This window comes from Streptomyces aidingensis (genome assembly GCF_900112355.1).
In the GTDB taxonomy this organism is placed as follows: domain Bacteria; phylum Actinomycetota; class Actinomycetes; order Streptomycetales; family Streptomycetaceae; genus Streptomyces; species Streptomyces aidingensis.
Map to the genome: position 1 here is coordinate 185,855 of NZ_FOLM01000011.1, position 24,163 is coordinate 210,017.

Annotated in this window: 21 protein-coding genes and 1 tRNA gene; 17 read left to right on the forward strand and 5 right to left on the reverse strand. The window is 74.8% G+C overall.

Translation table 11 applies throughout. The features are described 5' to 3' along the window. Positions 1-32 precede the first annotated feature (32 nt). Together BM242_RS19995 and BM242_RS20000 are read right to left on the reverse strand one after the other, a co-directional pair. The gene (locus BM242_RS19995) at positions 33-545 is read right to left on the reverse strand and encodes an FHA domain-containing protein FhaB/FipA (RefSeq protein ID WP_093840239.1); all 513 of its coding nucleotides are present in this window, start codon (positions 543-545) and stop codon (positions 33-35) included. Between the two features lie 10 nt (positions 546-555). Then, entirely contained in the window at positions 556-1,422 is an 867-nt protein-coding gene (locus tag BM242_RS20000; RefSeq protein ID WP_093840240.1) for an FHA domain-containing protein, read from the reverse strand. Between the two features lie 534 nt (positions 1,423-1,956). Here BM242_RS20000 and BM242_RS20005 point away from each other — a divergent pair. Further along, positions 1,957-2,040: transfer RNA gene (locus tag BM242_RS20005), tRNA-Leu, on the forward strand. 590 nt (positions 2,041-2,630) lie between these two features. On the opposite strand, the gene BM242_RS20010 is transcribed toward BM242_RS20005, so the two are convergent. Continuing rightward, a complete protein-coding gene (locus BM242_RS20010) occupies positions 2,631-2,903 on the reverse strand; it encodes a DUF7848 domain-containing protein (RefSeq protein ID WP_093840241.1) in 273 nt (90 codons plus the stop codon). A 423-nt stretch (positions 2,904-3,326) separates the two neighbouring features. Here BM242_RS20010 and BM242_RS20015 point away from each other — a divergent pair, with 423 nt between their 5' ends. The 10 genes from BM242_RS20015 (at position 3,327) to BM242_RS20060 (ending at position 15,992) form a co-directional block, all read left to right on the forward strand. Continuing rightward, complete coding sequence (locus tag BM242_RS20015) at positions 3,327-4,448, forward strand: helix-turn-helix domain-containing protein (protein ID WP_093840242.1); 1,122 nt, start codon at positions 3,327-3,329, stop codon at positions 4,446-4,448. A gap of 207 nt (positions 4,449-4,655) precedes the next feature. Beyond that, complete coding sequence (locus tag BM242_RS20020) at positions 4,656-4,952, forward strand: cupin domain-containing protein (protein ID WP_245834293.1); 297 nt, start codon at positions 4,656-4,658, stop codon at positions 4,950-4,952. 182 nt (positions 4,953-5,134) lie between these two features. Then, on the forward strand, positions 5,135-6,265 hold the full coding sequence (locus tag BM242_RS20025; protein WP_139238381.1) for a DUF3344 domain-containing protein: 1,131 nt from the start codon (positions 5,135-5,137) through the stop codon (positions 6,263-6,265). Between the two features lie 23 nt (positions 6,266-6,288). Beyond that, positions 6,289-7,710, forward strand: coding sequence for a glycosyltransferase family 4 protein (locus BM242_RS20030; protein ID WP_217652544.1), 1,422 nt, complete (start codon positions 6,289-6,291; stop codon positions 7,708-7,710). A 230-nt stretch (positions 7,711-7,940) separates the two neighbouring features. Continuing rightward, complete coding sequence (locus BM242_RS20035) at positions 7,941-9,536, forward strand: exopolysaccharide biosynthesis polyprenyl glycosylphosphotransferase (RefSeq protein ID WP_093840244.1); 1,596 nt, start codon at positions 7,941-7,943, stop codon at positions 9,534-9,536. 1 nt (position 9,537) lies between these two features. Continuing rightward, the gene (locus BM242_RS20040) at positions 9,538-11,280 is read left to right on the forward strand and encodes an O-antigen ligase family protein (RefSeq protein ID WP_245834294.1); all 1,743 of its coding nucleotides are present in this window, start codon (positions 9,538-9,540) and stop codon (positions 11,278-11,280) included. Further along, entirely contained in the window at positions 11,277-13,124 is a 1,848-nt protein-coding gene (gene murJ, locus BM242_RS20045) for a murein biosynthesis integral membrane protein MurJ (protein WP_425443888.1), read from the forward strand. Before BM242_RS20040 ends, murJ begins: the two co-directional genes overlap by 4 nt. Positions 13,125-13,372: 248 nt before the next feature. Further along, on the forward strand, positions 13,373-14,104 hold the full coding sequence (locus BM242_RS20050; protein ID WP_093840296.1) for a polysaccharide deacetylase family protein: 732 nt from the start codon (positions 13,373-13,375) through the stop codon (positions 14,102-14,104). After that, complete coding sequence (locus BM242_RS20055; RefSeq protein ID WP_093840245.1) at positions 14,101-15,321, forward strand: glycosyltransferase; 1,221 nt, start codon at positions 14,101-14,103, stop codon at positions 15,319-15,321. Before BM242_RS20050 ends, BM242_RS20055 begins: the two co-directional genes overlap by 4 nt. Continuing rightward, positions 15,318-15,992 carry a YveK family protein gene (locus BM242_RS20060; RefSeq protein WP_093840246.1) on the forward strand — a complete coding sequence of 225 codons (675 nt, stop codon included), beginning with the start codon at positions 15,318-15,320 and terminating at the stop codon, positions 15,990-15,992. The genes BM242_RS20055 and BM242_RS20060 overlap by 4 nt, the downstream gene beginning before the upstream one ends. A gap of 27 nt (positions 15,993-16,019) precedes the next feature. Here the strand turns inward: BM242_RS20060 and BM242_RS20065 are convergent, their stop codons facing one another. Next, a complete protein-coding gene (locus BM242_RS20065) occupies positions 16,020-17,096 on the reverse strand; it encodes a glycoside hydrolase family 26 protein (protein ID WP_107365152.1) in 1,077 nt (358 codons plus the stop codon). 146 nt (positions 17,097-17,242) lie between these two features. Between BM242_RS20065 and BM242_RS20070 the strand changes: the two genes are divergently transcribed. Both BM242_RS20070 and BM242_RS20075 read left to right on the forward strand, forming a co-directional pair. After that, positions 17,243-18,535 carry an ATP-grasp domain-containing protein gene (locus BM242_RS20070; protein WP_245834295.1) on the forward strand — a complete coding sequence of 431 codons (1,293 nt, stop codon included), beginning with the start codon at positions 17,243-17,245 and terminating at the stop codon, positions 18,533-18,535. 134 nt (positions 18,536-18,669) lie between these two features. After that, entirely contained in the window at positions 18,670-20,007 is a 1,338-nt protein-coding gene (locus tag BM242_RS20075; protein ID WP_093840247.1) for an NAD(P)-binding domain-containing protein, read from the forward strand. Positions 20,008-20,089: 82 nt separating this feature from the next. Here BM242_RS20075 and BM242_RS20080 read toward each other — a convergent pair whose 3' ends face one another. Beyond that, entirely contained in the window at positions 20,090-20,746 is a 657-nt protein-coding gene (locus BM242_RS20080) for an FMN-dependent NADH-azoreductase (RefSeq protein WP_093840248.1), read from the reverse strand. 240 nt (positions 20,747-20,986) lie between these two features. On the opposite strand from BM242_RS20080, the gene BM242_RS20085 reads away from it, so the two are divergent. From BM242_RS20085 to BM242_RS20100, 4 genes are all read left to right on the forward strand, one after another. After that, positions 20,987-21,340, forward strand: a complete 354-nt coding sequence (locus BM242_RS20085; RefSeq protein WP_093840249.1) for a winged helix-turn-helix transcriptional regulator — start codon at positions 20,987-20,989, stop codon at positions 21,338-21,340. A gap of 16 nt (positions 21,341-21,356) precedes the next feature. After that, the gene (locus BM242_RS20090; protein ID WP_175541498.1) at positions 21,357-22,256 is read left to right on the forward strand and encodes a J domain-containing protein; all 900 of its coding nucleotides are present in this window, start codon (positions 21,357-21,359) and stop codon (positions 22,254-22,256) included. Between the two features lie 52 nt (positions 22,257-22,308). Beyond that, positions 22,309-22,650, forward strand: coding sequence for a rhodanese-like domain-containing protein (locus BM242_RS20095; RefSeq protein ID WP_093840250.1), 342 nt, complete (start codon positions 22,309-22,311; stop codon positions 22,648-22,650). 346 nt (positions 22,651-22,996) lie between these two features. Further along, positions 22,997-24,151: a cytochrome P450 gene (locus tag BM242_RS20100; protein ID WP_245834309.1), complete on the forward strand. Its 1,155-nt coding sequence runs from the start codon at positions 22,997-22,999 to the stop codon at positions 24,149-24,151. Positions 24,152-24,163: the final 12 nt, after the last annotated feature.

Consider the following 24,163-nt stretch of genomic DNA (forward strand, 5'->3'; position numbering starts at 1 on the left):
GCCCGCCCTCCGGTCGTCATGTCGGTCCGACCCTACTTCCGCAGCTCGATGACCGTCTTGCCGATCCGGACAGCCGAGCCCGGCGGAATCGGGGCCGGAGCGGTCAGCCGGGCGCGGTCCAGGTAGGTGCCGTTGGTGGAGCCCAGGTCCTCGATGATCCACTGGCCGTCGCGGTCCGGGTAGATGCGTGCATGCCGTCCGGAGGCGTAGTCGTCGTCGAGCACGATGGTGGAGTCGTGGGCCCGGCCGAGGGTGATGGTCTGGCCCTGGAGGGCGACCGTGGTGCCGGTGAGCGAGCCCTCGGTGATGACCAGTTTGGTGGGTGCGCCGCGGCGCTGGCGGCCCGGGCGGGCCGGGGCCTGCGGCCGGCCGCGCTGCGGCTGCTGCTGCCGGTCGCGGGCGTCCGCGGCCCGGCGGGCGGTGGCGCGCTGGGTGACCCGGGTGCCGAACAGGTCGCTGCGGATGACCTGGACGGCGACGATCACGAACAGCCAGAGCACGGCGAGAAAGCCGAGCCGCATGACGGTCAGGGTCAGCTCTGACATTGCCCCCGATTCACCCCTCGGCTTGCCGGTAGATAACGGTGGTGGAGCCCACGATGATGCGCGAGCCGTCGCGGAGCGTAGCGCGTTTGGTGGGGAGCCCGTCCACCACGATGCCGTTCGTCGATCCCAGGTCCCGGATCGTTACCGGCTCGGTGATCTGGATCTCGCAGTGCCGGCGGGACACCCCGGGGTCGTCGATGCGCACATCCGCCTCGGTGGAGCGCCCCAGCACCAGGCTGGGGCGGGAGATCTGGTGACGGCTGCCGTTGATCTCCACCCAGCGGCGGATCCGGCCGGGCGCGCCGTACCGGGGGGCGCCCGGGGCCGCCGGGGCGGCGGCGGACGGCTGCGGATAGCCGTAGCTCCCGGCGGGCGCCGCTCCGGGCGGTGCGGGCGGTGCGGGCGGGGGCACCGGCGCGGGCCCGCCGGCCCAGCCGGCCGGCTGGGCCGGGGCCTGCGGCGGCCGGCCGGGCGCAGGGGCAGGGGCCTGGCCGGCGGCGGAACTGGCGGCGACGGTGCGGCTGCGCACCCGGTACAGGCCGGTGTCCAGTCCGGGCGACTTCTCCAGCCGCACCGTGATCTGGCCCATGAAGGTGTACCGCTGCTGCTTGGCGTAGTCGCGGACCATGCCGGCCAGCTCGTCCCCGAGCTGCTGGGCGTAGGGCGCCAGGCGGTCGTAGTCGCCGGCGGAGAGCTCGACGATGAAGTCGTTGGGGACGACCGTGCGCTCGCGGTTCCAGATGGTGGCGTTGTTGTCGCACTCGCGCTGCAGCGCGCCGGCGATCTCCACGGGCTGGACCTCGGACTTGAACACCTTGGCGAAGGTGCCGTTGACCAGCCCTTCGAGACGCTGCTCAAAGCGCTTCAGTACTCCCATGGTGCACCTCCTCTTCCCAGCGTTCCCGGTGTCCGCCCGTTGTGATGCGCGGTTTTCCGCGCGCTCCTCCCCTCGGCGCCCCCTGGGGCCGGCCGCCTCGGTCGTGCTTGCGGTAGTGCTTACTGATCGTATCCACGCGCGGGTATCCCAGGTGGTTCCCCGGGAGGGTCCGGGGCCGTTCTGTGCATGTCTTGTGACCGAACGCCGGGGTCCCCCGGGGCCCCGGACGGGACCGGCGGGGGCCGGTGTGCCGGGGCCGGTGGATGCCGCTGGCTGCCGCCCCTCCCGGTGGCCCTCCGGTGAGGGCTCCACAGCCAGTGTCCCGCATGCCGGAGGTGTCCCGTCCCGCCCGGTCCGGGAACCGCCCGGCGGCGTCCCGGCCGGCGCGGTGTCCGGGGCGGTGAGCGGTCCGGAACGAGGATGAACCCACCACTGTGGTCGTGTTAGTCTTCTGGTCGTCGGGAGGTTCTCCCGCACCACGACGGAGCCGGACAGCGGCACCGCCGAGGGTGTGAGAGAATCACCACACACCTTGCGCGGGTGGCGGAATAGGCAGACGCGCTGGATTCAGGTTCCAGTGCCCGCAAGGGCGTGGGGGTTCAACTCCCCCCTCGCGCACTCATAAAAACCCCTGTCAACCAGGGGTTTTTCTGTTTTCCGGGCTCCGGCGTGCCCGGTTTGTTGCTTGGGCATCCGTGAGTGACCCGCCCCTTGCCGGGCTGCAGCCGTGGGGGAACGGTCCGGTTTCTCTCCGGAAGGGGCGGGGGTCTGGCAGGCCGGGGCGTATCGCGGCTTCACTGATCTCCGGTCGGTCAGGAAGCCGGGCGTGATCGGGCGGCACGACAGGGAGTAGTGGACATCCGCGTCCCACCGGTCGCACACCGGGTCCGGACCACCGGCGGTGACGCTGATGTGCCGACCAGCCACCAACGCCGCCAACTGCTGCTCCTGGGAGCGGAGGTCGTCCATCCAGACCCGGAAGGTCCGGCCCGGATTCGGTGCGTGCGGATCGACGCCGTACAGCACGCTGTCCGGGAACGGACCGCCGGGCATCGGATCCAGGGCATCGGACAGCCGCCGTGCCTGCCCCCGCAGCCACCGCAGCGCCAGACGCGGTGAACCGGCCCGGTCTCCGCCCAGCACCCATTCCCGGCCCATCTCCGGCCAGCGTGCGACGACCTCGCACCAGTACCCGTCATGGGCCACGGTCATCGCCAGTCCCCGGGCACCAGCCGGTACGGCGAGGTCTCCACCAGCCGGTACGTGAAGTGCTCCCGGTTACGGTCCCGGTGCCGCTTCACCCATAGCGCCGCCCGCCTGCGGGCTGCCTCCCGCTCCACGTCCGAGGCACCAGAGGCCAGCTCAACCGGCCTTCCCGACTGCCCGCAGACCACGCATTGCATGGCGAAGGTCACCGGCTCCGCGTCCGGCTCGGTATCCAGCGCGACCGTGAAGCGGCGTACCCCGTGAACCTCACGCATCCCCGCTCCTCAGAGCCCTCAGGTGTTCCGCGATCCGGGCACGCAGCGCTTCGCGTCGCTCGTTCAGTTCCTCCAGCGTCGGCAACGCTCCGGGGCGCTCGTCCTCCCTGCTTGCCATATCTGCGCCGGCCGGCTCGGCAACCGACCGCCGCGCCGTTTCGCTCACCGCCCGGCTTCCCTGTCCGGTACGGGATGCGCAGCCAACGGCCCGTGCAGTAAGGCGTTGTTGCCCTGGCCAGTCGAAGCGCGCTGTGTGGAATCAGGTGGGGGCGCCATGCGCGAAGCCTCCGTGCTCGATGGGTGACACGAATCACTCTGGTCGGCTGCCCATTGGTGAGGTAGGGGCATTGATAGGGGCAACCCAAGGTGTATGGCCTGCGCGAACGTGGCCGGTGGGGTCAGCTGTGGGGGCACTATGGGCTCATGGCCATTGGGCGCTTGATCAGAGACCTCCGGGAAGCCCGAGGATGGAGCCAGGGACGGCTTGCGTCCGAACTCAATGAGGCGTTCGCAACGAATCTCACCCGGGAGTACGTGAGCCGCTGGGAACGCGGGAGGGTGGAACCGGGACCGTTCTACCTCCGGTGCCTCTCGGCTGTGCTCGACGTGCCGTTGGCGGTCTTGGAAGGCGAAGTGAAGCGACGGACATTCCTCAGCGATGTTGCGGCTACGGCCATAGCCCCGGTGGTTGCCTCCGACCTGCTGGCCACCGGCTTTGCCGCACGGCTCAAGGGCGGCCCCTCCTGTGACGCCTGGGAGGCGAAGCTTGCGGCTTACGGCAGTGAGTACATGAGCCTGGGGGCAGCCGATATTCAGCGCCGTGTCTCGGGCGAACTGATCGTGGTGCAGCAGCAGCTCGACACCCCACGCCTGTGGTCGGTGGCCGCCCGTTTGATGACGCTCTATGCGAAGACGTTTCCCGGCTCGGACGGGTCCAAGGCGGTCACCTGGTACCGGATGGCCGCCGAGGCCGCCGACCAGTCCGGCGACGTCGAGGCAAGGGTGTGGGTCCGCGGACGGGCGGCCATCGCCCTGGGCTACGAGGGCGCTTCCCTCGGCGTTGCGGACCTGCTGGCGGATCAGGCGCTCGCGATCAGCGACAGACCGTCACTCGGCCTGCTGAACGCCGTCATGGGCAAAGCCCACGCCGCCGCGATCCGGGGCGACCATGGCACGGCGTTCCGTCTGCTGGAGCAGGGGCGGCGCATCTTCGACGCCGCAGGGTCTTACCAGCAAACCAGCGACTACGCGGTGCCCTGGTGGCGCATGAATGTCTTTACTTCGCTGCTGCTGGCCCGGCTGGGGGAAGAGAAGCGCGCCATCGAGGCACAGGAAGCCGCCCGGCGGGAGTTGCCCGAGAGTCTGCCGAGGTTCGCCACACATCTGGAGATGCATCGCGGGCTGATGCTCGCCAGGGCCGGGGACCAGGCGCGCGGAGCCGCGTATGCTCGGGCCGCTCTGGACCGGTTGCCCCTGGAGAAGCACTCACTGACGCTCCGGATGCTGATGGACGAGATCACCTCGGGCAACAGCCGGGATACATGAACTCAGGTGGCGGCAGGGGCGGTGGCCGGTCACGTGACCAACGCATGACCAACAGCGGTCGGGACTACCCGGGAGAGCCCAGGTAGCGGGCGGGAAGCCGGTACCGCGCTCGGTGAGCTCGGCCTCCAGGGTGTGCAGGATCTCGCCGGCCACCCGCAGGCGGGCGGGAGGCCCTGCCGGTCAGCACCACGAGCCTGCGCCGGCCGGGTGGGCGCGGCGCTCGACATGGCCGCGGCGCTCCAGATCCACGCCGGGGCCTCGACGCCGGTGCATCTCATCGACCGGGAGCAGGTGTGGATGCCGCTGTCCGGCGAGTTCGAGGTGGTCATGGCGGACCGGACCGAGCGGGTCATGGCCGGGCAGGCGGTGATTCTTCCGGCGAACGCGGTGCGCCGGGTGGCCGCGGTCGGCGGTCCGGCGCAGGCGCTGGTCGCCATGGCGGCGGGCGGCCGGGCCCGGATTCCCGGTGGCGAGGAGTCGGTGCCGCTGCCCTGGGCGGAGTAGAGCAATCCGATAAACGTTTATCGGATCATTGGAGTATTTTGATGGGGCCCGGTCGGGCTGATTCGTTCTGCGCATCTGTGCATCCTTTTGATCGTTCAAGATCAGCGCGTTACGCGTGATTTCTCATTTGCGTTCTGTCACAGTTTTTCCCGCCCCGCTGGAAAAGGGTTGGAGTGGGAGAGATGCGTCAAACGCCAGGCCGTATCGGCCGTATCGTGGTCTGTCTGGTCGCCGCCGTACTGATCGGCCAGGTGCCGGCCGCGGCGCTGGGGGCGGCTCCGTCCGCAGAAGTGGAGACCGCGCCGCTCGCCCAGCGGTGGCGGGCCGTGCAGCACGGCGGGATCGCCCACACCGCCAACTCCGTGATCACCTGTAGGGAGCCGGCCGCCGCCGGCCCCTTCCCCCTGGCCTTCCCCGCCCTCTCCCCCGTCCCGGACTGCGCCGACGCACAGGCCGGGGCACCGGCGCGCAACGGCCAGTACGAGATGGCCTACATCGACACCGACAGCGATCCCCACACATACAACTCCAGCACCGCGGAACTCGCCCTGCCGCCCGGCGCCACGGTCACCCTGGCCCGGCTCTACTGGGGCGGGAATCTGCGCGCCGGAGAACAGAAGCCCGCCGGGGACAACGGCCGTGTGCTGTTCGCCGAACCCGGCGGCCAGTACAAAGAGGTCCTCGCCGACACGGTGATCGGCCACCGCGACAGCGAGCAGGACGATGCCTTCGCCGCCTCAGCCGATGTCACCGACATCGTCCGCCACGCCAGGCCCGGCTCCTACACGGTCGGACAGATCAATGTCGCCATGGGCCACTCACCGGCCGGGACCTGGGGCGGCTGGACCCTGCTCGTTGCCTACGAGCACCCCGACGAGCCGCTGCGCGACCTCTCCCTCTGGGACGGCTTCGAGCATCCGGGTGGCGCCGCGTCCGCCTCGCTGACCCTCGACGACATGGAACTGCCCGCCGACGCGGCCGGCCGGATCGGCTTTGTCGCCTACGACGGCGACCGCGGCGTCACCGGGGACTCGCTCACCGCCCGGGCCGACCGGCATCCGGCCGTCCGCCTGGCCGGCGACGCCCGGCCCGCCGACGACGTCATGAACTCCACCGTCGACGCCCTGGACGCGCCGCCGGGCGGCAGCGGACGGAACCCGGCGCACCGCAACACCCTCGGATACGACTCCGGAGCCCTCGATCTCGGCCCCGCGCTCACGCGGGGCGCCCACCGCCTCACTTTCGGCTTCAGCGGCGGTGGCGACGACTACCACCTGGGCGCCGTCTTCGTCCAGGCCGACGTGACCGCCTGAAACCCGTCACCGGAGCGCGTGCCATGACGCAACCCAGCAACCTTCCCCTCACTCCCGCGGCCCCGCCCGCGCCCGAGCCGGTCACCGCGGTGCCCGCGATCCCCGGGCCCGCCGGCACGGATGCCGGGCCGGTCCGCGCCGACCCGGCCATTCCCCGGCCCGCCGCCCCGGCCGCCCCCGGCCCCCGGCCGCTCCAGGTGGTGCCCACCCTCAGTCTGCGCGTTCCCGCGGTGTGGGAGGGCGAGATCGAACGGCCGCCCCGGCTGCGCCTGACCTCCCCCGGCGAGGCGCTGACCGTGCTGCACGTGGCCCAGCCCACCGACGGCGGCGTGGCCCGGGCGGTCACCGATCTGATCCGCGTCCAGGCCGCCGAAGGTCTGCGGCCGGTGCTGCTCTGCCCGCCCGACGGGCCGCTGTCCGGCTGGGCCGAGCAGGCCGGCGCCGAGGTGCATCCCTGGCCGGCCGGCCGCACCCCAGGCCCCGGCCTGTTCCCGGAGACCGCCCGGGTGGCCCGGGCGGTCCGCGAACTGCGGCCCGACGTGGTCCATCTGCACAGCTCCAAGGCAGGGCTGGCCGGGCGGCTGGCGGTGCGCGGCCGGGTGCCGACCGTCTTCCAGCCGCACGCCTGGTCCTTCGAGGCCGGCCGGGGCCGGGCCGCGGCGCGGGCGCTGCGCTGGGAACGCCGGGCCGCGGCCCACTGGACCGACCGGGTGCTGTGCGTCAGCGAGGCCGAGCGGCGGCGCGGCGAGGAAGCCGGCATCGAGGCCGACTGGGCGGTGGTGCCCAACGGCGTCGACCTGGCCCGGCACCGCTCCGCCGACGCGATCGAACGCAACCGGCTGCGCGCCTCGCTCCGCACCGCGCACCCGTTCCCCGAGGGGCGGCTCTCGGCGCGCAGCAGGCTGGTGGTGTGCGTGGCGCGGCTGTGCCGCCAGAAGGGGCAGGACGTGCTGCTGGACGCCTGGCCGGAGGTGGCCGCGCGGGTGCCGGGGGCCTGTCTGGCGCTGGTGGGGGACGGGCCGGACCGGGAGCGGCTGCAGGACCGGGCACCGGAGGAGGTGGTCTTCGCCGGGGAGGCCGACGACCCGTGGCCCTGGTACGCGGCGGCCGATCTGGTGGTGCTGCCCTCCCGCTGGGAGGGCATGGCGCTGGCGCCGCTGGAGGCCATGGCCTGCGGACGGGCGGTGGTGCTCAGCGATGTGGACGGCGCCCGCGAGTCGCTGCCCCCCGGCCTGGCCGGGCCCTGCCTGGTGGCGCCCGAGGACCCGGCGGCACTGGCCGGGGCCATCACCGGGCTGCTGGGGGACAGTGCGCGGCGCCGCGCGGTGGGCGCGCGGGCCCGCGGCCATGTGCGCGAGGCCCATGACGTCCGCCGTACCGCGGCGGAGGTCACCGCGCTCTACCACCGGATCGCCCACCCGGCCGCACCGGCCCGTACCGGCTGAACCGTCCGGCCGGCCGCCGGAACCCGTGGCGGTGCGCAGGCGGGCGTGGCCGGTGCGCCGTTCCGCGGGCCGGCCGGGACGCCGCCTGCCGCCGGGCAGGCGGGCACAGCCGCTCGGCGCTCGGCGCTCGGCGCTCGGCGGGCGGCGGACGGCGGGCGGCGGACGGCGGAGAGGAGTGGCGCGGCGTGGTGGAAGGCGCGCCGCGCCGGGGCTGACACGAGGAGTAGCTGATGACGACGGACAGCGCGGGCGTGTCCGGCCGGAGCCGGTTCGCCCTGCCGATCGGCCGGGCCGCCCGGACCCCGGTTCCCGCTCCCGCTGCCGAATCCGCCGCTCCCGCCGCTCCCGCCACGCAAGCCGCGACCGTCGTCCCGCCGCGCGGCCGGTCCCCGCGCCCCGCGCCGGCCGGCCGGCGGCCCGGTGCCCCGCGCCCCCGTACGGTGGCCGCGCTGCTGTTCACCGCCGACGCCTGCGCCGCCGCCCTGACCGTCGTGCTGGCCGTCGGCGGCCGGCGCGGCGCCGTGCTGCTGCTTCCCGCCCTGGCCGTGTCCTGTTCGCTCAATGCCGCGGGCCGCCTCTACCGCCCGGCGCCCGCCGCCGCCGCACTCGACGAACTCCCCCGGCTGCTCGGCGGCAGCGCCGTCGCCTGGTGTGTGGCGGGCGCCGCGCTGGCCGCCGTCCGGCCGTCCTCCGCGGTGGGCTGGTCCACCCTGCTCACCCTGATCTCCGGCCAGGCCCTGGCCGCCTGCGCCGCCCGTGCCCTGGTGCACGCCGGGCGCCGGCGACTGGCCCGCCGCCGTCCCGGCTCGGTGCTGGTGGTCGGCTCCGGCCCGGCCGGGCGGCGGATCGCGGCGGCACTGCACCGGCACACCGAGTACGGGCTGCGGCCCGTCGCCCTGGTCGCCCCCGGCCCCGCTTCCGGCCCCGCTTCCGGCCCCGGTTCCGGTTCCGGCCCGGCGCCCGGTGCCGCGGACGTGCCGCCGCTGCCGCTGCTCACCACCCCCCGCCAGGTGGCTCGCGCGCTCACCCAGGAGGCCGTGCGGGACGCCTTCTTCACCCGGGCCCCGCAACGCCCCCGGGACGCCGCCCTGGTCAAGCTGTTCTGGGAGCGGGGCTGCACCGTCTGGCTGGTCGATCCCGGACCGGCCGGCACGCCGGGACCGGCCGCCTCCTGGCAGGGCGCCCGGCCCCGCGACCATCTCTGGGGCTTCGCCTGCCGCCGCCTGGAACCGCCGCCCCGCCGCCGCGTGGCCCGGGTGGCCAAGCGGGCCCTGGACATCGCGCTGGCCGCGCTCGCCCTGCTGCTGGCCGCGCCGCTGCTGGCCGCCTGCGCGGCTGCCGTCCGGCTGGCCGACGGCCCCGGGGTGATCTTCCGCCAGGAACGGCTGGGCCAGGACGGCCGGCCGTTCGTCATCCTGAAGTTCCGCACCCTGCGCCCGGCCGACGAGACCGAGTCGGCGACCCGCTGGAGCGTCACCGGCGACGGCCGGATGAGCACCGTCGGCCGTCTGCTGCGCCGCACCTCGCTGGACGAACTGCCGCAGCTGTGGAACGTGCTGCGCGGCGACATGAGCCTGGTCGGACCGCGCCCGGAGCGGCCGTACTTCGCCGCCCGGTTCGGCGAGACCTGCCCCGGCTACGCCCAGCGGCTTCGCATGCCGGCCGGGCTCACCGGGCTCGCCCAGATCAGCGGCCTGCGCGGGGACACCTCCATCGACGACCGGGCGCGCTTCGACAACCACTACATCGACACCTGGTCGCTCTGGCAGGACGTGCGGATCATGCTGCGCACCACCGCCGCCTGCTTCCGGCTCGGGGGGAGCTGAGATGCGGACGCGCACGGCGTGCCGGGCGGCCCTGCGGGCGGCCGGGCACCGGGCCCTGGACCGGCTGCCGGTGCCGGGCCTGATGCTGCTGCTGGCGGTGTGGTGGTGGGCGCCCAGGGCGGGGACGGCCGTCGCCCGGTGGTGGCCGGTGACGCCGGCCGTCGCCACGGTGCTGCTGCTGGCGCTGCCGGACGGCGGCGCCCTGCCCCGGGCCGGCGGTGGCGGCGAGGGGATCGGGGGCGAGGCGCCGCGGGTGGTGGCCGCCGACGTGGCCTCGCTGCTGCTGGTCGCGGTGTGCGCGGGCGCGCTGCTGATCGGGGGCGCGCGAGGGGCGCGGGCGTCGTCGGAAGGCCACCGCCCCGGGCCCGGCCGGTGGCGGCCGGGGCTGCCGCTCGCCGCCGTGGCGGTGTTCGCGGCGCCGCTGCCGGGCCTGACGGTGGCGACCATGGCGTCCGCCGATCCGGCCGCCGGACTCACCGGCTGCATCCGTTTCCTCCAGGTCTTCGTGCTGGTGCCGCTGGCGCTGACGCTGCTGCTGCGCGGCCGGCGGGAGGCGCGGGCGGTGGCGCTGGCCCTGGTGGCGCTGGCCGCGGCCCAGGGCGCGGTGGGCGCCGTGCAGTACCTCACCGGCACCGGGGCCTCGTACAGCGGGGAGAACATCCGGGCGGTCGGCACCTTCGGCCCGCTGCATGTGATGGGCATGTCCACGGTGGTCGCCGCCGGCCTGCTGGCCGCGCTCTGCCTGGGGCTGGCGGCCGGGGGCCGGGCTGCCAGGTGGCGGCGGCCGGTGTGGCTGGGCTGTGCGGCGGCGCTAGCCGTGCCGCTGGCGATGTCGTTCAGCCGCGGGGCGTGGATCGCCACCGCGCTGGCGGCGGTGACGGTGACCGCGCTGGCCGGGCTCCGGCCGCGGCGCCGGACCGTGGTGGCCCTGGTGTGCGGCGGGGTGCTGCTGGCCAGCGGCGTCGGCGCGGTGGCCGGGGACCGGCTGGCGGACCGGCTGACCAGCATCGGCCAGGTCACGGGCGGCACTCCGGACCAGTCGGTGACCGATCGCTACGCCATGTGGTCGGCGGCGCTGTCGATGTGGCGGGCCGAGCCGTGGACGGGCGTCGGGCCCCGGCAGTACCCGGCGTTCCGGGACACGCACGCCTCGGTGGCGCTCTCCTCCGGCAGCGACACGGCGGGTGCGGGCCGGGAGTTCCGGCGCGAACCGCTGCTCTCCCCGCACAACATGTATCTGCTGGTGCTCAGCGAGCAGGGACTGGCCGGGGCGGCCGGACTGCTGGGCGGCTGGGCGGTGCTGCTGGCCGGGTGCCTGGCCCGGCTGCGGGCGGCCCGGCGGGCGGAGGGCGGCCGGGCGCCGGCGGCCGGGCTGATCGCCACCGGACTGCTCATCTGGCAGCTCGTCGGCTTCTGCTACGGCGACATCGGCGGTCCCACCACGGTGCTGACCGCGGTGTGCTTCGGGCTGGCCGCCTGGTGGGCCTTCTCCCCGGCGGCGCTGCCGGGCGGCCGGGCGCGGGCCGTGCCCGCGCCCGCTGCCGGGACCGAGGGCGCGGCCGGGCGTGCGGCCGGGAGCGGGAACGGAGCCGGTGCCGGGGAGCGGGTGCCCGGGGGCCGTGGCCGGGCGGGCGCAGGGGCAGGGGCAGGGGCGGAGGACGCTCCGCCGCCCCGCGCGGCCGCACCGGGCGCCCGGCCGGGCACACCCGCCACTTCCCCCGCTTCCACGGGATTCCTCTCGTGACCGCCCCGGCGGCTGCCCCCCTCGCCCCGCCCCGTCCGCTGCCCGGCGGGGGCGGCGAACGGGACGGCGTGGCGCGGGCGGCCACGGTCACCGCCGCGCTGATGGCGGCCGGCGCCCTCTGCGGTCTGCTGCGCGACCAGACGGTGGCGCACCTGTACGGCGCGGGCGGCGACACCGACGCCTTTCTGGTCGCCTGGACCCTCCCCGAAGTGGCCGCCACGCTGCTGATCGAGGACGGCATGGCGCTGCTGCTGGTCCCGGCCTTCAGCGTGGCGCTGGCCCGCCGGGCGGCCGGTGCCGCCCAGGCGGCCGGCCGGGCCCCGGCCGATCCGGTGCGGGCGCTGCTGGCCGCCACCCTGCCCGGGCTGCTGCTGGTACTGACCGCCCTGGCCGGGCTGCTGGCCCTGGGCGCACCGCTGGTGGTGCGGCTGCTGGCGCCGGGCATCGCCGATCCCGGGCTGGCCGCGGACTGCACCCGGCTGACCGCGCTGACCGCTTTCACCTTCGGCATCTCCGGCTACCTGAGCGCCGTGCTGCGCGCGCACCGGTGCTTCGCCCCGCCCGCCGCGATCTACGTGGTCTACAACGCGGGCATCGTCGGCACCGCACTGGCCCTGCACGCCGCGTGGGGGGTGCGCGGGGCGGCGGCCGGTGTGGCCGTGGGCAGTGCGCTGATGGTGCTGCTGCAACTTCCCTTCTTCCTCCGGCGTCTTCCGGTGCTCGTGCGGCCCGCGGCGAGGGCGGGGGAACCGGCGGCCGACATCGCGCTCCGGTCGGCCGCGAGGACGCGGGCGGCGGGCGCTTCGCCCCCGGTACGCGCCGCGGACCTGGGCAGGACCGCGGGGAGGGCCGGGATGACGGGCGGGGTGACGGCCGGAGTCGCCGCCGGTCCGCCGCTCCCCGCCGCGCCGGACGGCTGCGCCACCCCGGCCGTGCGGTCCGCGGCCGGATCGCGGCTGGTGCTGGGTGCCGGGCTGGTGGCGCCGGTGGCGCTGTTCGCGCTCAGCCGTCAGGCGCAGGTGCTGGTGGAACGATTCCTCGCCTCCGCCCTCCCGCCCGGCGCCATCTCGCACCTCAATTACGCGCAGAAGGTCGCGCAGCTCCCCATGACGCTGTCCCTGATGATCTGCACGGTCACCCTCCCCCTGGTGGCCCGGGCGATCGCCGAGGGCGACACTCGCGCCGCCGCCCGCCGCGTGGAGCGGGATCTGACCCTCGCCGCCGCCCTGGTCCTGGCCGGAGCCGCCTATGTCGCCGCGTTCGCCCCGCAGATCGTCGAACTCCTCTTCCAGCGCGGCGCCTTCGACGCCCACGCCACCGCCGCCACCGCCGCGGTGATGCGGGTCTATGCGCTCGGCCTGCTCGGCCACACCCTGGTCGGCACGCTGGTGCGCCCGTTCTTCGCCGCCGCCCGCCCCACCTGGTACCCGCTCGCCGCCATGTCCGCGGGGCTGCTGATCACCGTGGCGGCCGGCGTGCCCGCGGTGCCCGCCTGGGGCGCCCCCGGCATGGCCGCCGCCAACGCCGTCGGCATCACCGTCACCGCCGGACTGCTGCTGCACGGGCTGCGGCGCCGCATGCTCCCGCTGCGGCCGGCCCGGGTGCTGGGCACGCTCGGCAGGCTGCTGCCGGCCACCGCCGCGGCCGGCGTGGCGGGCTGGGGCGTCGCGGGGGCGGTGGCGGCCCCGGCCCTCGCGGCCGGGCTGGGGGCGGTGCTGGTACCCGCCGTCTTCGTCGCCGCGGCGCGGGCCGCGCGGGTGCCGGAGACGGATGTCCTGTTGACCGCCGCGCGCCGGGCAGTGCGTCGCGGCACCCGGAACCGGAAACGAAAGCAGGGCCGATGACTCCCGACCCCCCGCAGCCCTTCCCCCTCCGCCCCCTCCGCCCCGTCCGCCCCGTCCGCCCCGTCTCCCCCGCTCTGCGGGCGCCGACCACCCCGGCCGTCCCCGGTGCCTCCGCGGCCAGCGTGCTGCCGGCCGTGCCGGCCGTGCCGGCCGATCCCGCGGATCCGGCCGTCGCCGCCGGCCCGGGTCATCTGCCCGGGCCGCGCCGGCAGGCCGGGCACGGCGACCGCTCCCCGTTGTGGGTGTGGATGTACCACTCGGTGGCCGACCCGTCCCGCGACCCCTACCGCATCACCGTCTCGCCGCGCCGGCTGGACCGCCAGCTCGCCTGGCTGCGCGCCCGCGGCCTGCGCGGCGTATGCGTGGCCGAACTGCTGCGCGCCCGCGCCGCCGGCCGGGCGGCCGGGCTGGTCGGGCTCACCTTCGACGACGGCTACACCGACTTCCTGGACACCGCGGTCCCGCTGCTGCACCGGCACGGCTGCACCGCCACCGTCTTCGTACTCCCCGGACTGCTCGGCGGGGACAACGCCTGGGACCCGGAGGGCCCGCGCAGACGGCTGCTCACCGCCGACGGCATCCGGGCCGCCGCCGAGGCCGGGATGGAGATCGGCTCGCACGGCATGCGTCATATCGACCTCACCCGGGCCGGCCCGGACGATCTGCACTACGAGACCGCCCGCAGCCGGGACATGCTGCACCGGCTCACCGGCCGGGCGCCCGACGGATTCTGCTACCCGTACGGCGCGGTCAGCCCGGCCGTGCTGACGGCCGTGCAGCAGGCCGGCTACGGCTACGGCTGCGCGATCGACGCCGGGCCGCTCACCGGCCCGCTGGCCCTTCCCCGGGTGCACATCGGGGAATCGGACACCGGGCCCAGGCTGCACGTCAAGCGACTGCTGCACCCGGTACGCCGCCGTCCGGTGCCCTGCGACCCGGCCGCCGCGCCGTCGGCCCCTTCGGAAGGGGGCGGCCGGTGAAGGTGCTGCACATCATCACCGGGCTTGGCGTCGGCGGCGCGGAGCGGCAGTTGCAGACGCTGCTGCGCCGGCTGCCCGCGCGCTGCGAGGTGGTGACCCTGAGCAACCCCGGCCCGGTGGCCGAGGCGCTGCGCGCGGACGGCGTCCCCGTCACCGATCTGGGCATGCGCGGCAACCGGGATCTGCGGGCCCTGCCCCGGCTGGTCCGGACGATCCGGCGCGGGCGCTACGACATCGTGCACACCCACCTGTACCGGGCCTGTGTGTACGGCAGGCCGGCCGCCCGGCTCGCCGGGGTACGGGCCGTGGTGGCCACCGAGCACTCGCTGGGCGAGCACGGCATCGAGGGACGGCCGCTGCGGCGCACCACCCGCGCGCTCTACCGGGCCACCGAGAAGCTGGGCGCGCTGACCGTGGCGGTCTCGCCGACGGTGGCCGGGCGGCTGGACCGCTGGGGCGTCCCGGCGGAGCGGATCGAGGTGATTCCGAACGCCATCGACCCGGCACGCTTCCGGTTCGCCCCGGCGGCCCGCCGGGTGGTGCGGGCCCGCCTCGGGCTGGACCCGGACGCCCTGGTGCTGGCCGGGGTCGGGCGGCTGGTGCCGGGCAAACGGTTCGATCTGCTGGTCCGGGCGGCGGCCCGGGTGCCGCAGGCCCGGGTGGTGCTGGCCGGGGAGGGGCCGGAGGCGGAGCCGCTGCGGCGGCTGGCCGCCGGGCTGGGGGTGGCCGACCGGGTCCGGCTGGTGGGGGAGTGCGACGGGCCGGGTGTCGCCGGGCTGCTGTCCGCGGCGGACGTGTTCGTGTCCTGCTCCCCGGAGGAGACCTTCGGGGTGGCGGTGCTGGAGGCGCTGGCCGCCGGGCTTCCGGCGTACTATGCGGCCTGCCCGGCGGTGCAGGACCTGCCGCCCGGCGAGGCGCCCGGCGCGCGGCGGATCGACCCTGATCCGGAGGCGCTGGCCGCCGCCGTGCGGCGGGAGGCGGCGGCGGGTCCGCGGCGGTACCCGGTGCCGGCGGCGGTGCACCGCTACGGCGTGGCCGCCGCCGCCGACCGGCTGATGGCGCTCTACGGCCGTCTGCACACCGCCGTCGCCGCGCCCCGGCCGCCGTCCATGCTGCTGGCCTCGGCTTTCCCGCCCCCTTTCGTGTTCCCCTCGCCGGGCCCCGAGCCACCCCGGACTCCGGAACCGGCGCAGCGGGCGGGAGGCGGGCCACGATGACCGCGCCGTCCGCGCCGTCCGCGCCGTCCGCCGAACTTGTCCCGGTCACCGGAGCGGACGCTGCCCCCGCATCCGGCGCCGCCCGGCCGTCCGGCCGTCCGTCCGGCCTGCTGCCGCCGCTCCGCCGCTGGGCGGCCGGGCTGCCCGGCTGGTGGCCGGTGGCGGCCGGGGCGCTGCTCGGCCTGCTGCTCGGCGGCGCCTGGGCCGTGCTGACCCCGCCCCGCTACGCGGCCACCAGCCAGGTCGTCGTCGAGCCGGTCCGGTCGGCCGAGGGCGGCGATCCGGCGGTGATGGCCGCGGTGGGCTGGGCCCAGCTCTACGGCAGGCTGGCCACCGATCCGGCGGTGCTGGCCGACGCCGGCGCCCCCGTCCGGGACGCCGAGCTGCGCGCCGCCACCTCCCCGGACGCGCCGGTGGTGGAGATCACCGCCACCGCCGGCCGCCCGGCCCTCGCCGTCACCGCCGCCGACGCCCTGGCCGGCGCCCTGATCCGGCACGGCGAACAGGCCGCCGACGCCACCGGCGCCCGTCTGTCGCTGCTGCTGCCCGCCGCCGCTCCGGCCGCTCCGGTCACGCCCGCTCCCCTGGTGTGCGTCGCCACCGCGCTCACCGCCGGAACCCTGCTCGGCACCTTCCCGCTGCTGCTCGGCCGGCGCCGGCGGACACCGTGACCGTCGCCGTCACCGTCACCGTCGCCGTCACCGGTCCACCCGGGGGCCGCGCGGGGGCTGGGCCGACGGGGACGGCGGTGCCGGGGGCCGGGCCGGCGAGACGAGCCGGCGGAACACCTCGGCGGATTCCGGATTCCCGCCGCACCACCACACGCCGTGCGGGCAGTAGTCGCTGATGGTGTGGTACAGCGGCTCGTGTACGGCGATCCACTCCAGCATGCGGCTGATGTATTCCGGATTGTCGCCCCGGTGGAAGAGTCCCCATTCGGGAAAGGACATCGGTTTTCCGTGCCGCCGGGCAAAATTCGCATGGTCCTGGAGCCCGTACGGCTGGCTGACATGGTCGTCGAAGGTGTCGCCGGGCGGCTGGTCGTACGAATCCATGCCGATGATGTCCACCACGTCGTCGCCCGGATAGCACCTGGTCCACGGGATGGCGTCCCGGCCGCGGCTCGGGGTGAAATCGAAGCGGAACCGCTGGCCCGGCACCGCGCGCATCACGGCCACGATCCGCCGCCAGTACGCCCGCCACGCCGCGGGATCGGGGGCGCAGCGGTGGGTGTAGGTGGTGCCGTTCATCTCCCAGCCCAGCACGATGACCGTGTCCGGCAGCCCGAGGGCCACCAGCCGTTCCGCCAGCACCCGGAAGTGCCGGTCGAAGCGCCCGGCGGCGCCCTGCCGCAGCAGGCGCCGCACCTGGCCGTCGGGCAGTCCCGCCTCGCTGCGCTCCAGCATCGGCACATTGAGCACGAACAGCCGCTCCGGCCGGGCCCGGCGCCACTCGGCCCACGGGGCGAGGAACTCCGGACGCCCCTGGATGTTGATCCACAGATCGCCGGGGAGATAGGTGTGGCCGACGTTCAGCTCCATGCCGTCCAGCCAGCGGGAGAAGGCGGCCATGCGCCGGATGCCCTCCGGCCCGGAACCGAGGAACGCGCCGAAGGCCTCCGGGGCGAGCGCGAGGGGGGCGGCCGGGGACGCGGTTTCCTGGCCGGTGGAGGGCTGCGGCACGGGCGGGGCGGACGGTTGCGGAGCCGGGGACCCGGCGGCCAGAACGAGCCCGGCTGATGCCGCGGCGAGTGCGGCACCGACTCCGAGCGGCATGGCAATCCCCTTTCGGCGGTTTCGGAAACCGCCTCGGTAACCATTAAGCAGCAGATCCGACGACTGGTCTTTCCGAAGGGCTTTCCGGTAGCCCGATCGAGGAGTCCATTGCCGCTGCCGCACGGAAGTGTGAAGGATTCCGGAATATGCCGCCGATTGACGCACCCGCCGTATCCGGTCCGGCCCGTCCCTCCGTGCGGCCGGCCGCCGGGCAGTTCGACACCGATGTGCCCGCGCTGCTGCTGCGCCTGGACCGCAACCCCTTCCACCACGGTTCGCTCGGTGCCGTCCGCTCCCTGGGCCGGGCGGGAATCGAGGTGCACGCCTTCACCGAGGGACCGCGCACCCCGCTGGCCCGCTCCCGCCATCTGCACCGGGCGCACCCCATGCCGCCCGCCGCCACCGAGGCGGCGGCCGGGGACGGTGCGGTGGCGGCGGTGGTGGCCCGGGCACTGGAACGGGCCGCGCGGCGGATCGGCCGCCCACCGGTCCTGATCGCCATGGACGACCGGGCGGCGCTCACCGCCGCCCGGCTGGCCGGAGAGCTGCGGGCGCGCTTTCTGCTGCCCGGGCCCGCGCCGGAGACCGTGGCGGCGCTGGCGGACAAGGCGGCGCTCGCCCGGCTGTGCCGGGACGCCGGCATCCCGCATCCGCGCACGGTGGCGCCGGACAGCGTGGCCGGGGCGGTGGCCGCCGTCCGCGACCTGGGCCTGCCGCTGGTCGCCAAGTGGGACCGGCCCTGGCTGCTGCCGCCGGGTGGTGCCCTGCGCAGCACCACGCTCGTCCGTGACATGGCACAGCTCCGCCGCCTGTACGCCGCCACGCCGCGGGCCGGGGGCGCCACGCTGCTGCTCCAGCGGTATCTGCCCGGGCCCGGCGAGGACTGGTTCTTCCACGGCTGCTTCGCGGCGGACGGGCGGCTGCTGCTGGGCGGCACCGGACGCAAGGAACTCTCCTGGCCGCCGTCGGCCGGGCTCACCGCCGTGGGGCGCTGGCACGCCGAGCCGGAGGTGGCCCGGGCGGCGGCCCGGCTCGCCCGCGGGCTGCGCTACCACGGCGTTCTGGACCTGGATTTCCGGCGTGACGCCCGCACCGGCGCGTTCCACCTGCTGGACGCCAATCCGCGTCCGGGCGCGCAGTTCCGGCTGTTCACCGACCGGCAGGGGACCGATGTGGTGCGGGCCCTGCATCTGGATCTCACCGGCCGCGCCGTGCCGGAGCCGCGCCCGGCGCCGGGCCGGGTGTTCGTGGCGGAGAACTACGGGCTGCTCTCCGCCCTGCGCGTGCTGCCCGCCCTGCCCGCCCTGCCCGCCCTGCGCGGCGGCGCGGAACTGGAGACGGCGTGGTTCGCGGCCGACGATCCCCGGCCGCTGCTGGCCATGGCGGGCGGCTGGCTGCGGCGGGCGGCCGGCAAGGCCCTGGACCGGGCCCGCGGCTGAGCCCGGGGCCGTCCCGTCCCTCCGATCCCTGATCCCTGACCCCTGAATCCTGATCCCTGAACCCCCCCCGGACCGTTCCGACTCCTTCCGACCCCTCGACCGACCTGACCGACGAAAGTGAGCGGCTGAACCCGATGCATGATCTTGTAGTGGTAGGCGCCGGCCCCTACGGGCTGTCCATCGCCGCGCACGCCGCGGCTGCCGGGCTGGACCTGCGGGTCTTCGGCAGGCCCATGGCATCCTGGCGGGACCACATGCCCGAGGGGATGTTCCTCAAGTCCGAGCCCTGGGCCTCGGATCTCTCCGATCCCTCGGGCGGCCGTACCCTCTCCGACTTCTGCGCTCCCCGCGGGCTGCGCGCCGAGCACGGCCACCCGCTGCCCCTGGACACCTTCACCGACTACGGCCTGTGGTTCGCCAAGGAGATCGGGCCGCGGGTGGAGGAGTGTTCCGTCTCGGCGGTCACCCCGCTGCCCGGCGGCGCCTTCCGCGTGACCACCGGCACCGGCGAGGTGCTCTACACCCGCACGGTGGCCATGGCGGTCGGCGTGATGCCGTTCATCCGGATCCCGGAGCCGCTGCGCGACCTGCCCGAGGATCTGGTCACCCACAGCAGCCGGCACCGCGATCTGAGCCGCTTCCGGGGGCGGGAGGTCACGGTCCTCGGGGCCGGCCAGGCGGCCCTGGAGACGGCCGTGCTGCTGGCCGAGAACGGCGCCCGGGCCCGGCTGGTGGCCCGCGCTCCGGCGCTGCGCTGGAACACACCGCCGCAGCCGCTGGTCCGCTCCCGCGCCGCCGCCCTGCGCGCGCCGCACAGCGGCCTGGGCACCGGCTGGAGCACCTGGCTGTATGCGGAGGCTCCCTGGGCGGTGCGCCGGCTCCCCGGCCGCCGCCGGGCCCGGATCTTCGAGTCGGCGCTCGGTCCGGCCGGCGCCTGGTGGCTGCGGGAGCGGTTCGAGGAGACCATCCCGGTCAGTCTGGACCGCCGGGTGGTCCGGGCGGTGCTGGAGGGCCGGCGGCTGCGTCTGGAGCTCACGGACGCCCGCGGGAAGGCCCGGCAGACCGTGCGCACCGGGCAGGTGATCGCCGCCACCGGCTTTCTGCCCGACCTGCGGCGCCTGGAGATTCTTGATCCGGCGGTGCGGGACCGGCTGCGCACCGTGCCGGGCACCCGGGCGCCGGAGCTGGACGGCGGGATGGAGTCCTCACATCCCGGGCTGTTCTTCGCCGGTCTGCTGGCCGCCCCGGCGTACGGGCCGGCCATGCGGTTCGTCCACGGGGCCGGTTTCAGCGCCGGGAGGCTGGTCCGGGGGGTCCGGCGGCGGCTCACCGCGGTGGGCCGCCGCGCCGTGCCGGTGCCGGGCCAGGCCGCGGCCGTCGGCGGGACGGCGGGCGGCGCCGCCGGGCCGGCGCTGCCCGCGCCGCACGAGGAGCCGGACCGCGGCAGCCGGGTGGCCGGACCCACCGAGTGACCGGCCGCACGCACCAGCGGGCGGGGTGCCGTACCGGGCCGCGGTACGGCACCCCGCCTTCTCCTCCGCCCCCGGGTACCGGTCAGGCCACGGATGTCAGCAGACCGGCCAGGTCCTTGGCGCGCGCCTCGGCCCGCCGGTGCGCTTCCGCCCGGGAGGTCTCGGCCTTGTCGATCAGTCCGGCCATGGCCGGCACGCTGTGCGCCAGGGTCAGCTCCGGGACGATGAACTCCGGCCGCATGCCCATCGCGGTGCCGAGCACCATCGTCAGATAGGGCACGGCGAAGTCCTTGCCCTCCTGCGGGGTGCCGGGCCCGTAGGCCCCGCCCCGGCTGGTGACCACGGTCACCGGCTTGCCCGCGACGGTGGTGGGCTCGGCGCTGGCCGTGCGGCCCATCACGATCACATGGTCCAGCCATGCCTTGAGGGCCGAGGGCAGTGAGTAGTTGTACAGCGGGGCACCGACCAGCACGGCGTCGGCCGATTCCAGCTCGCTGATCAGCTTCTCGCGCAGGGCCAGGATCCGGCGCTGCTCCTCGTCGCGCTCCTCGGGCGGGGTGAACGCCGTGTAGTAGGCGGCGCCGTCCAGGTGGGGGATGGGCTCGGCGGAGAGATCGCGGTAGATCACCGAGCCCTCCGGGTGCTGCTCCTCCCAGGCGCGGCGGAAGCTGGCGGCGACCTCGCGGGAGACGGAGTTGTCGCCGTTCAGGGAGGTGTCCAGATGCAGCAGGGTGGCCATGGGGATACTCCTCCAGGAAAGGTTAGTCCCTGATGGGACGTACGTAGCTAGTAATACCACAGCTACTAACTTTTCTATAGCTCCATCTCTTCCGGGGGGTACCCTTGAGTCATGGGCGAGGCAGCGGCGACAAGGACGGCGACGGGAGCGCGGGCACCGGCACCGCCCCCCCAAGAGGCCGGGAACGAGACCGGGAACCGGACCGGACATCACGCCGGGAAGCGACCCGGTGAGGACCGGGTGTGCTCGGAACCCGAGGGCGGGCTCAGGCAGGTGTTCGGCCTGCTCGGCAAGCGTTGGAACGGCCTGGTCATCGCCGCGCTGATGGGCGGCCCCGGCGGCTTCGCCGAGCTGAAGCGGGCGGTGCCCGGAATCAGCGAGCGCATGCTGTCCGAGCGGCTGACGGAGCTCGCCGAGCTGCATCTGGTGGCGCGCGAGGTGGAGCCCGGACCGCCGCTGCGGGTGACCTACCGGCTGACCGAGTCCGGGCATGGCCTGCGGCCGGCCATGGTGGAGCTGACCCGGTGGGCCGACCGCTTTCTGGCCGGTGGATCCGCCGGCTGCCCGGAGGCGTTCCGCGAGCCGTCGTCCTGACCCTTACGCTGGCCGGGTGACCACCCCGGAGGACCAGAACAGCCCGCGCCCCGCCGACCCCCCGGCCGACGCCGCCGACAGCACCGCAGGCAGCACTGCCGACAGCACCGGTGACGGTGCCGGCGACGCTGCGCACGAGCGGCTGGAGCAGGCCGTGCGCGCCGCCGAGGGCGCCCTGATCGAGTTCGAGATCGCGGTCGAGAGCTTCCGCATCGAGGTGGAGAACTTCGCCCGGCTGCACGAGGAGCGCCTCGGCCCGCTGCATTCCCGGCTGGAGGAACTGGACGCCCGGATCGCCGAGGCGGTCGCCGCCCGCACCGGTGACCCCGAGGACCGGCGCCGGGCCGCCGACGCCCGCGCGCTGCTCGCCCCCATGCCCGGCGTCTCCGCCCTGTTCGGCGACTGGATGGATGGCGACGGCATGCGCCCGGACGCCGTCGACATGCTCACCGAACGGCCGGTGCGCACCCCGCCCCGGGTCCGTCCGGGGGAGGAGGCGCGCAAGCTGTTCCGCGAGCTGATCCGGCGCTGCCACCCGGATCTGGTCACCGACGAGCGGGAACAGCAGCGGCGCGCCGCGTTCGTCACCCGGGTCAATCAGGCCTATGCCCGGGGCGACGCCGAAGAACTGCGCGCACTGACCGAGGAGTGGGCGGCCGGACCGCCGCCGCCGGCCACCCCGCTGGCCCGCGCCGAGGAGCTGCTGGCCCGGCTGGAGTGGCTGGCCGGCCGCAAGGAGATGCTGGCCGGTTTTGTGCGGGAGCTGGAGGCCGGGGCCATCGGCTCGATGCTCCGGCTGGCCCAGGACGATCCGGACGGGCTGCTTGACGAGATCGCCGCCGATCTGCGGCGGAAGATCGCCGAGCGGGAGGAGACGCTGGCCCGCGAGCGCGCCGGCTCCGGCGGCGGCGGATAGCCGCACAGCCGCTCCCGCCGGGTGCCGGCGGCCGGCCGGTAGGGTCGGGAGCATGTTTTTCGCACAACTGCCCACGGTGACCGTGGACGAGATCGCGGACGGCGCCCTGCTGCTGGACGTCCGGGAGGCGGACGAATGGGCCGCCGGGCACGCCCCGGCCGCGGTGCACATCCCGATGAGCGAGCTTCTCGCCCGCATCGAGGAGCTGACCGGGCTGGCGCAGGGCCGCACCGTCCATGTGATCTGCAAGGTGGGCGGACGTTCCGCGCAGGTCACCGGCGCTCTGCTGCAGCGCGGGCTGGACGCGGTCAATGTGGACGGCGGGATGGTGGCCTGGCAGGCCCGCGGGCTGCCGATGACCGCCGAGAGCGCCGATCCGGCGGTGGTGCTCTGAGCCGGTCCGGCCCACTCACGCTGTGCATTTGCTTTCGGGAAGGCTTCTGCGCATCGTGACCTCGCCCTGAGTTGAGGTATTGGCCGCAGGTAAGCCCTGTGTAAAGAAGAATCGTCACTGCTTTGCTCGAAAGGATTAATTCGCATCCGCGCAGACATGTCCGGGTTCCCCGCTGGGGAGTAACGCACCGTCCTATCACCTGACGGTGGTATCGCCCTTCGCGATGCCTCCGACGCCCGGAGGTGCTCCCTTGGAGACATCGGAAACCGTCCCGGATACCGCTGCCGGACGCCCGTCCGGTACCGACACGGAACCCAGGACCTGTTCCTTCGCCCACGTCACCGCCCTGGAATTCGACCCGTCGCTGCGCGAGCTGATGGCCGAGGCGCCGCTTACCCGGATCCGCATGCCGTACGGCACCGGCGAGGCATGGCTGGCCACCCGCTACGAGGACATCAAGGTCATCACCACCGACCGCCGGTTCAGCCGCAAGGCCGTCATCGGCCGCGACTTCCCCCGGATGACCCCGGAGCCGATCGTGCAGGACGAGGCCATCAACCTGATGGACCCGCCCGAGTACAACCGGCTCCGCCGGCTGGTCGCCCAGGGGTTCACCAACCGTCTGGTGGACACCCTGCGCCCGGCCACCCAGCGCACCGTCGACCGCCTGCTGGACGCCATGGAGGAACGCGGCCGGCCCGGCGACCTGGCCGCCGATCTCGGCGCCCATCTGCCCATGACCACCATCTGCGAGCTGCTGGACATCCCGGAGGAGGACCGTCCGGAGCTGCGCGCCAACGCCGTCGCCCTGATGACCCTGGGGCGCGGCGACCGGGACTCCGCGGTCCGCGCCAAGGCCGATCTGCGCGCCTACTTCGCCGATCTCACCAAGAGCCGGCGCCGCGATCCCGGCGAGGATCTGATCAGCCGGCTCTGCGTGGCCCGCATCGGCGAGGAGATGCTGGCGGACGACGAGCTGGCCGTGCTGGCCATGATCCTGCTGATCACCGGCCACGACACGACCACCTACCAGATCAGCAACATGTCCTACACCCTGCTCACCCATCCGGAGCTGATGGCCCGGCTGCGGGCCGAGCCGGACCTCGTGCCCCAGGCCATCGAGGAGCTGCTGCGCTGGATCCCGTTCCGCAAGGGCGTCGGCATTCCGCGCATCGCCACCGAGGACGTGGAACTCGCCGGGGTGACCATCCGCAGCGGTGACACCGTGCACATCTCCTATCTCGCCGCCAACCGCGACGAGCAGGTCTACGAGCGTCCCGACGAACTCGACGTGGACCGCGAGGGCCCCCTGCACATGACCTTCGGCTGGGGCACCCACCACTGCATCGGGTCCCATCTGGCCCTGATGGAGCTCCAGACCGTGGTCTCCACACTGGTCCGGCGCTATCCGGGGCTGACGCTGGCCGTGCCGCCCGGGGAGATCGAGTGGAACACCAGCTCCATCTGGCGTTTCCCGCTGACCCTCCCCGTCACGTGGTAATCGGCAGCCCGG

Bases quoted from the DNA above. Each gene is read 5' to 3' on its own strand.
- BM242_RS19995 (WP_093840239.1), bottom strand. From the start codon at position 545: ATGTCAGAGCTGACCCTGACCGTCATGCGGCTCGGCTTTCTCGCCGTG.
- BM242_RS20000 (WP_093840240.1), bottom strand. From the start codon at position 1,422: ATGGGAGTACTGAAGCGCTTTGAGCAGCGTCTCGAAGGGCTGGTCAAC.
- BM242_RS20010 (WP_093840241.1), bottom strand. From the start codon at position 2,903: ATGCGTGAGGTTCACGGGGTACGCCGCTTCACGGTCGCGCTGGATACC.
- BM242_RS20015 (WP_093840242.1), top strand. From the start codon at position 3,327: ATGGCCATTGGGCGCTTGATCAGAGACCTCCGGGAAGCCCGAGGATGG.
- BM242_RS20025 (WP_139238381.1), top strand. From the start codon at position 5,135: ATGCGTCAAACGCCAGGCCGTATCGGCCGTATCGTGGTCTGTCTGGTC.
- BM242_RS20030 (WP_217652544.1), top strand. From the start codon at position 6,289: ATGACGCAACCCAGCAACCTTCCCCTCACTCCCGCGGCCCCGCCCGCG.
- BM242_RS20035 (WP_093840244.1), top strand. From the start codon at position 7,941: ATGACGACGGACAGCGCGGGCGTGTCCGGCCGGAGCCGGTTCGCCCTG.
- BM242_RS20040 (WP_245834294.1), top strand. From the start codon at position 9,538: ATGCGGACGCGCACGGCGTGCCGGGCGGCCCTGCGGGCGGCCGGGCAC.
- BM242_RS20050 (WP_093840296.1), top strand. From the start codon at position 13,373: ATGTACCACTCGGTGGCCGACCCGTCCCGCGACCCCTACCGCATCACC.
- BM242_RS20060 (WP_093840246.1), top strand. From the start codon at position 15,318: ATGACCGCGCCGTCCGCGCCGTCCGCGCCGTCCGCCGAACTTGTCCCG.
- BM242_RS20065 (WP_107365152.1), bottom strand. From the start codon at position 17,096: ATGCCGCTCGGAGTCGGTGCCGCACTCGCCGCGGCATCAGCCGGGCTC.
- BM242_RS20070 (WP_245834295.1), top strand. From the start codon at position 17,243: ATGCCGCCGATTGACGCACCCGCCGTATCCGGTCCGGCCCGTCCCTCC.
- BM242_RS20075 (WP_093840247.1), top strand. From the start codon at position 18,670: ATGCATGATCTTGTAGTGGTAGGCGCCGGCCCCTACGGGCTGTCCATC.
- BM242_RS20080 (WP_093840248.1), bottom strand. From the start codon at position 20,746: ATGGCCACCCTGCTGCATCTGGACACCTCCCTGAACGGCGACAACTCC.
- BM242_RS20095 (WP_093840250.1), top strand. From the start codon at position 22,309: ATGTTTTTCGCACAACTGCCCACGGTGACCGTGGACGAGATCGCGGAC.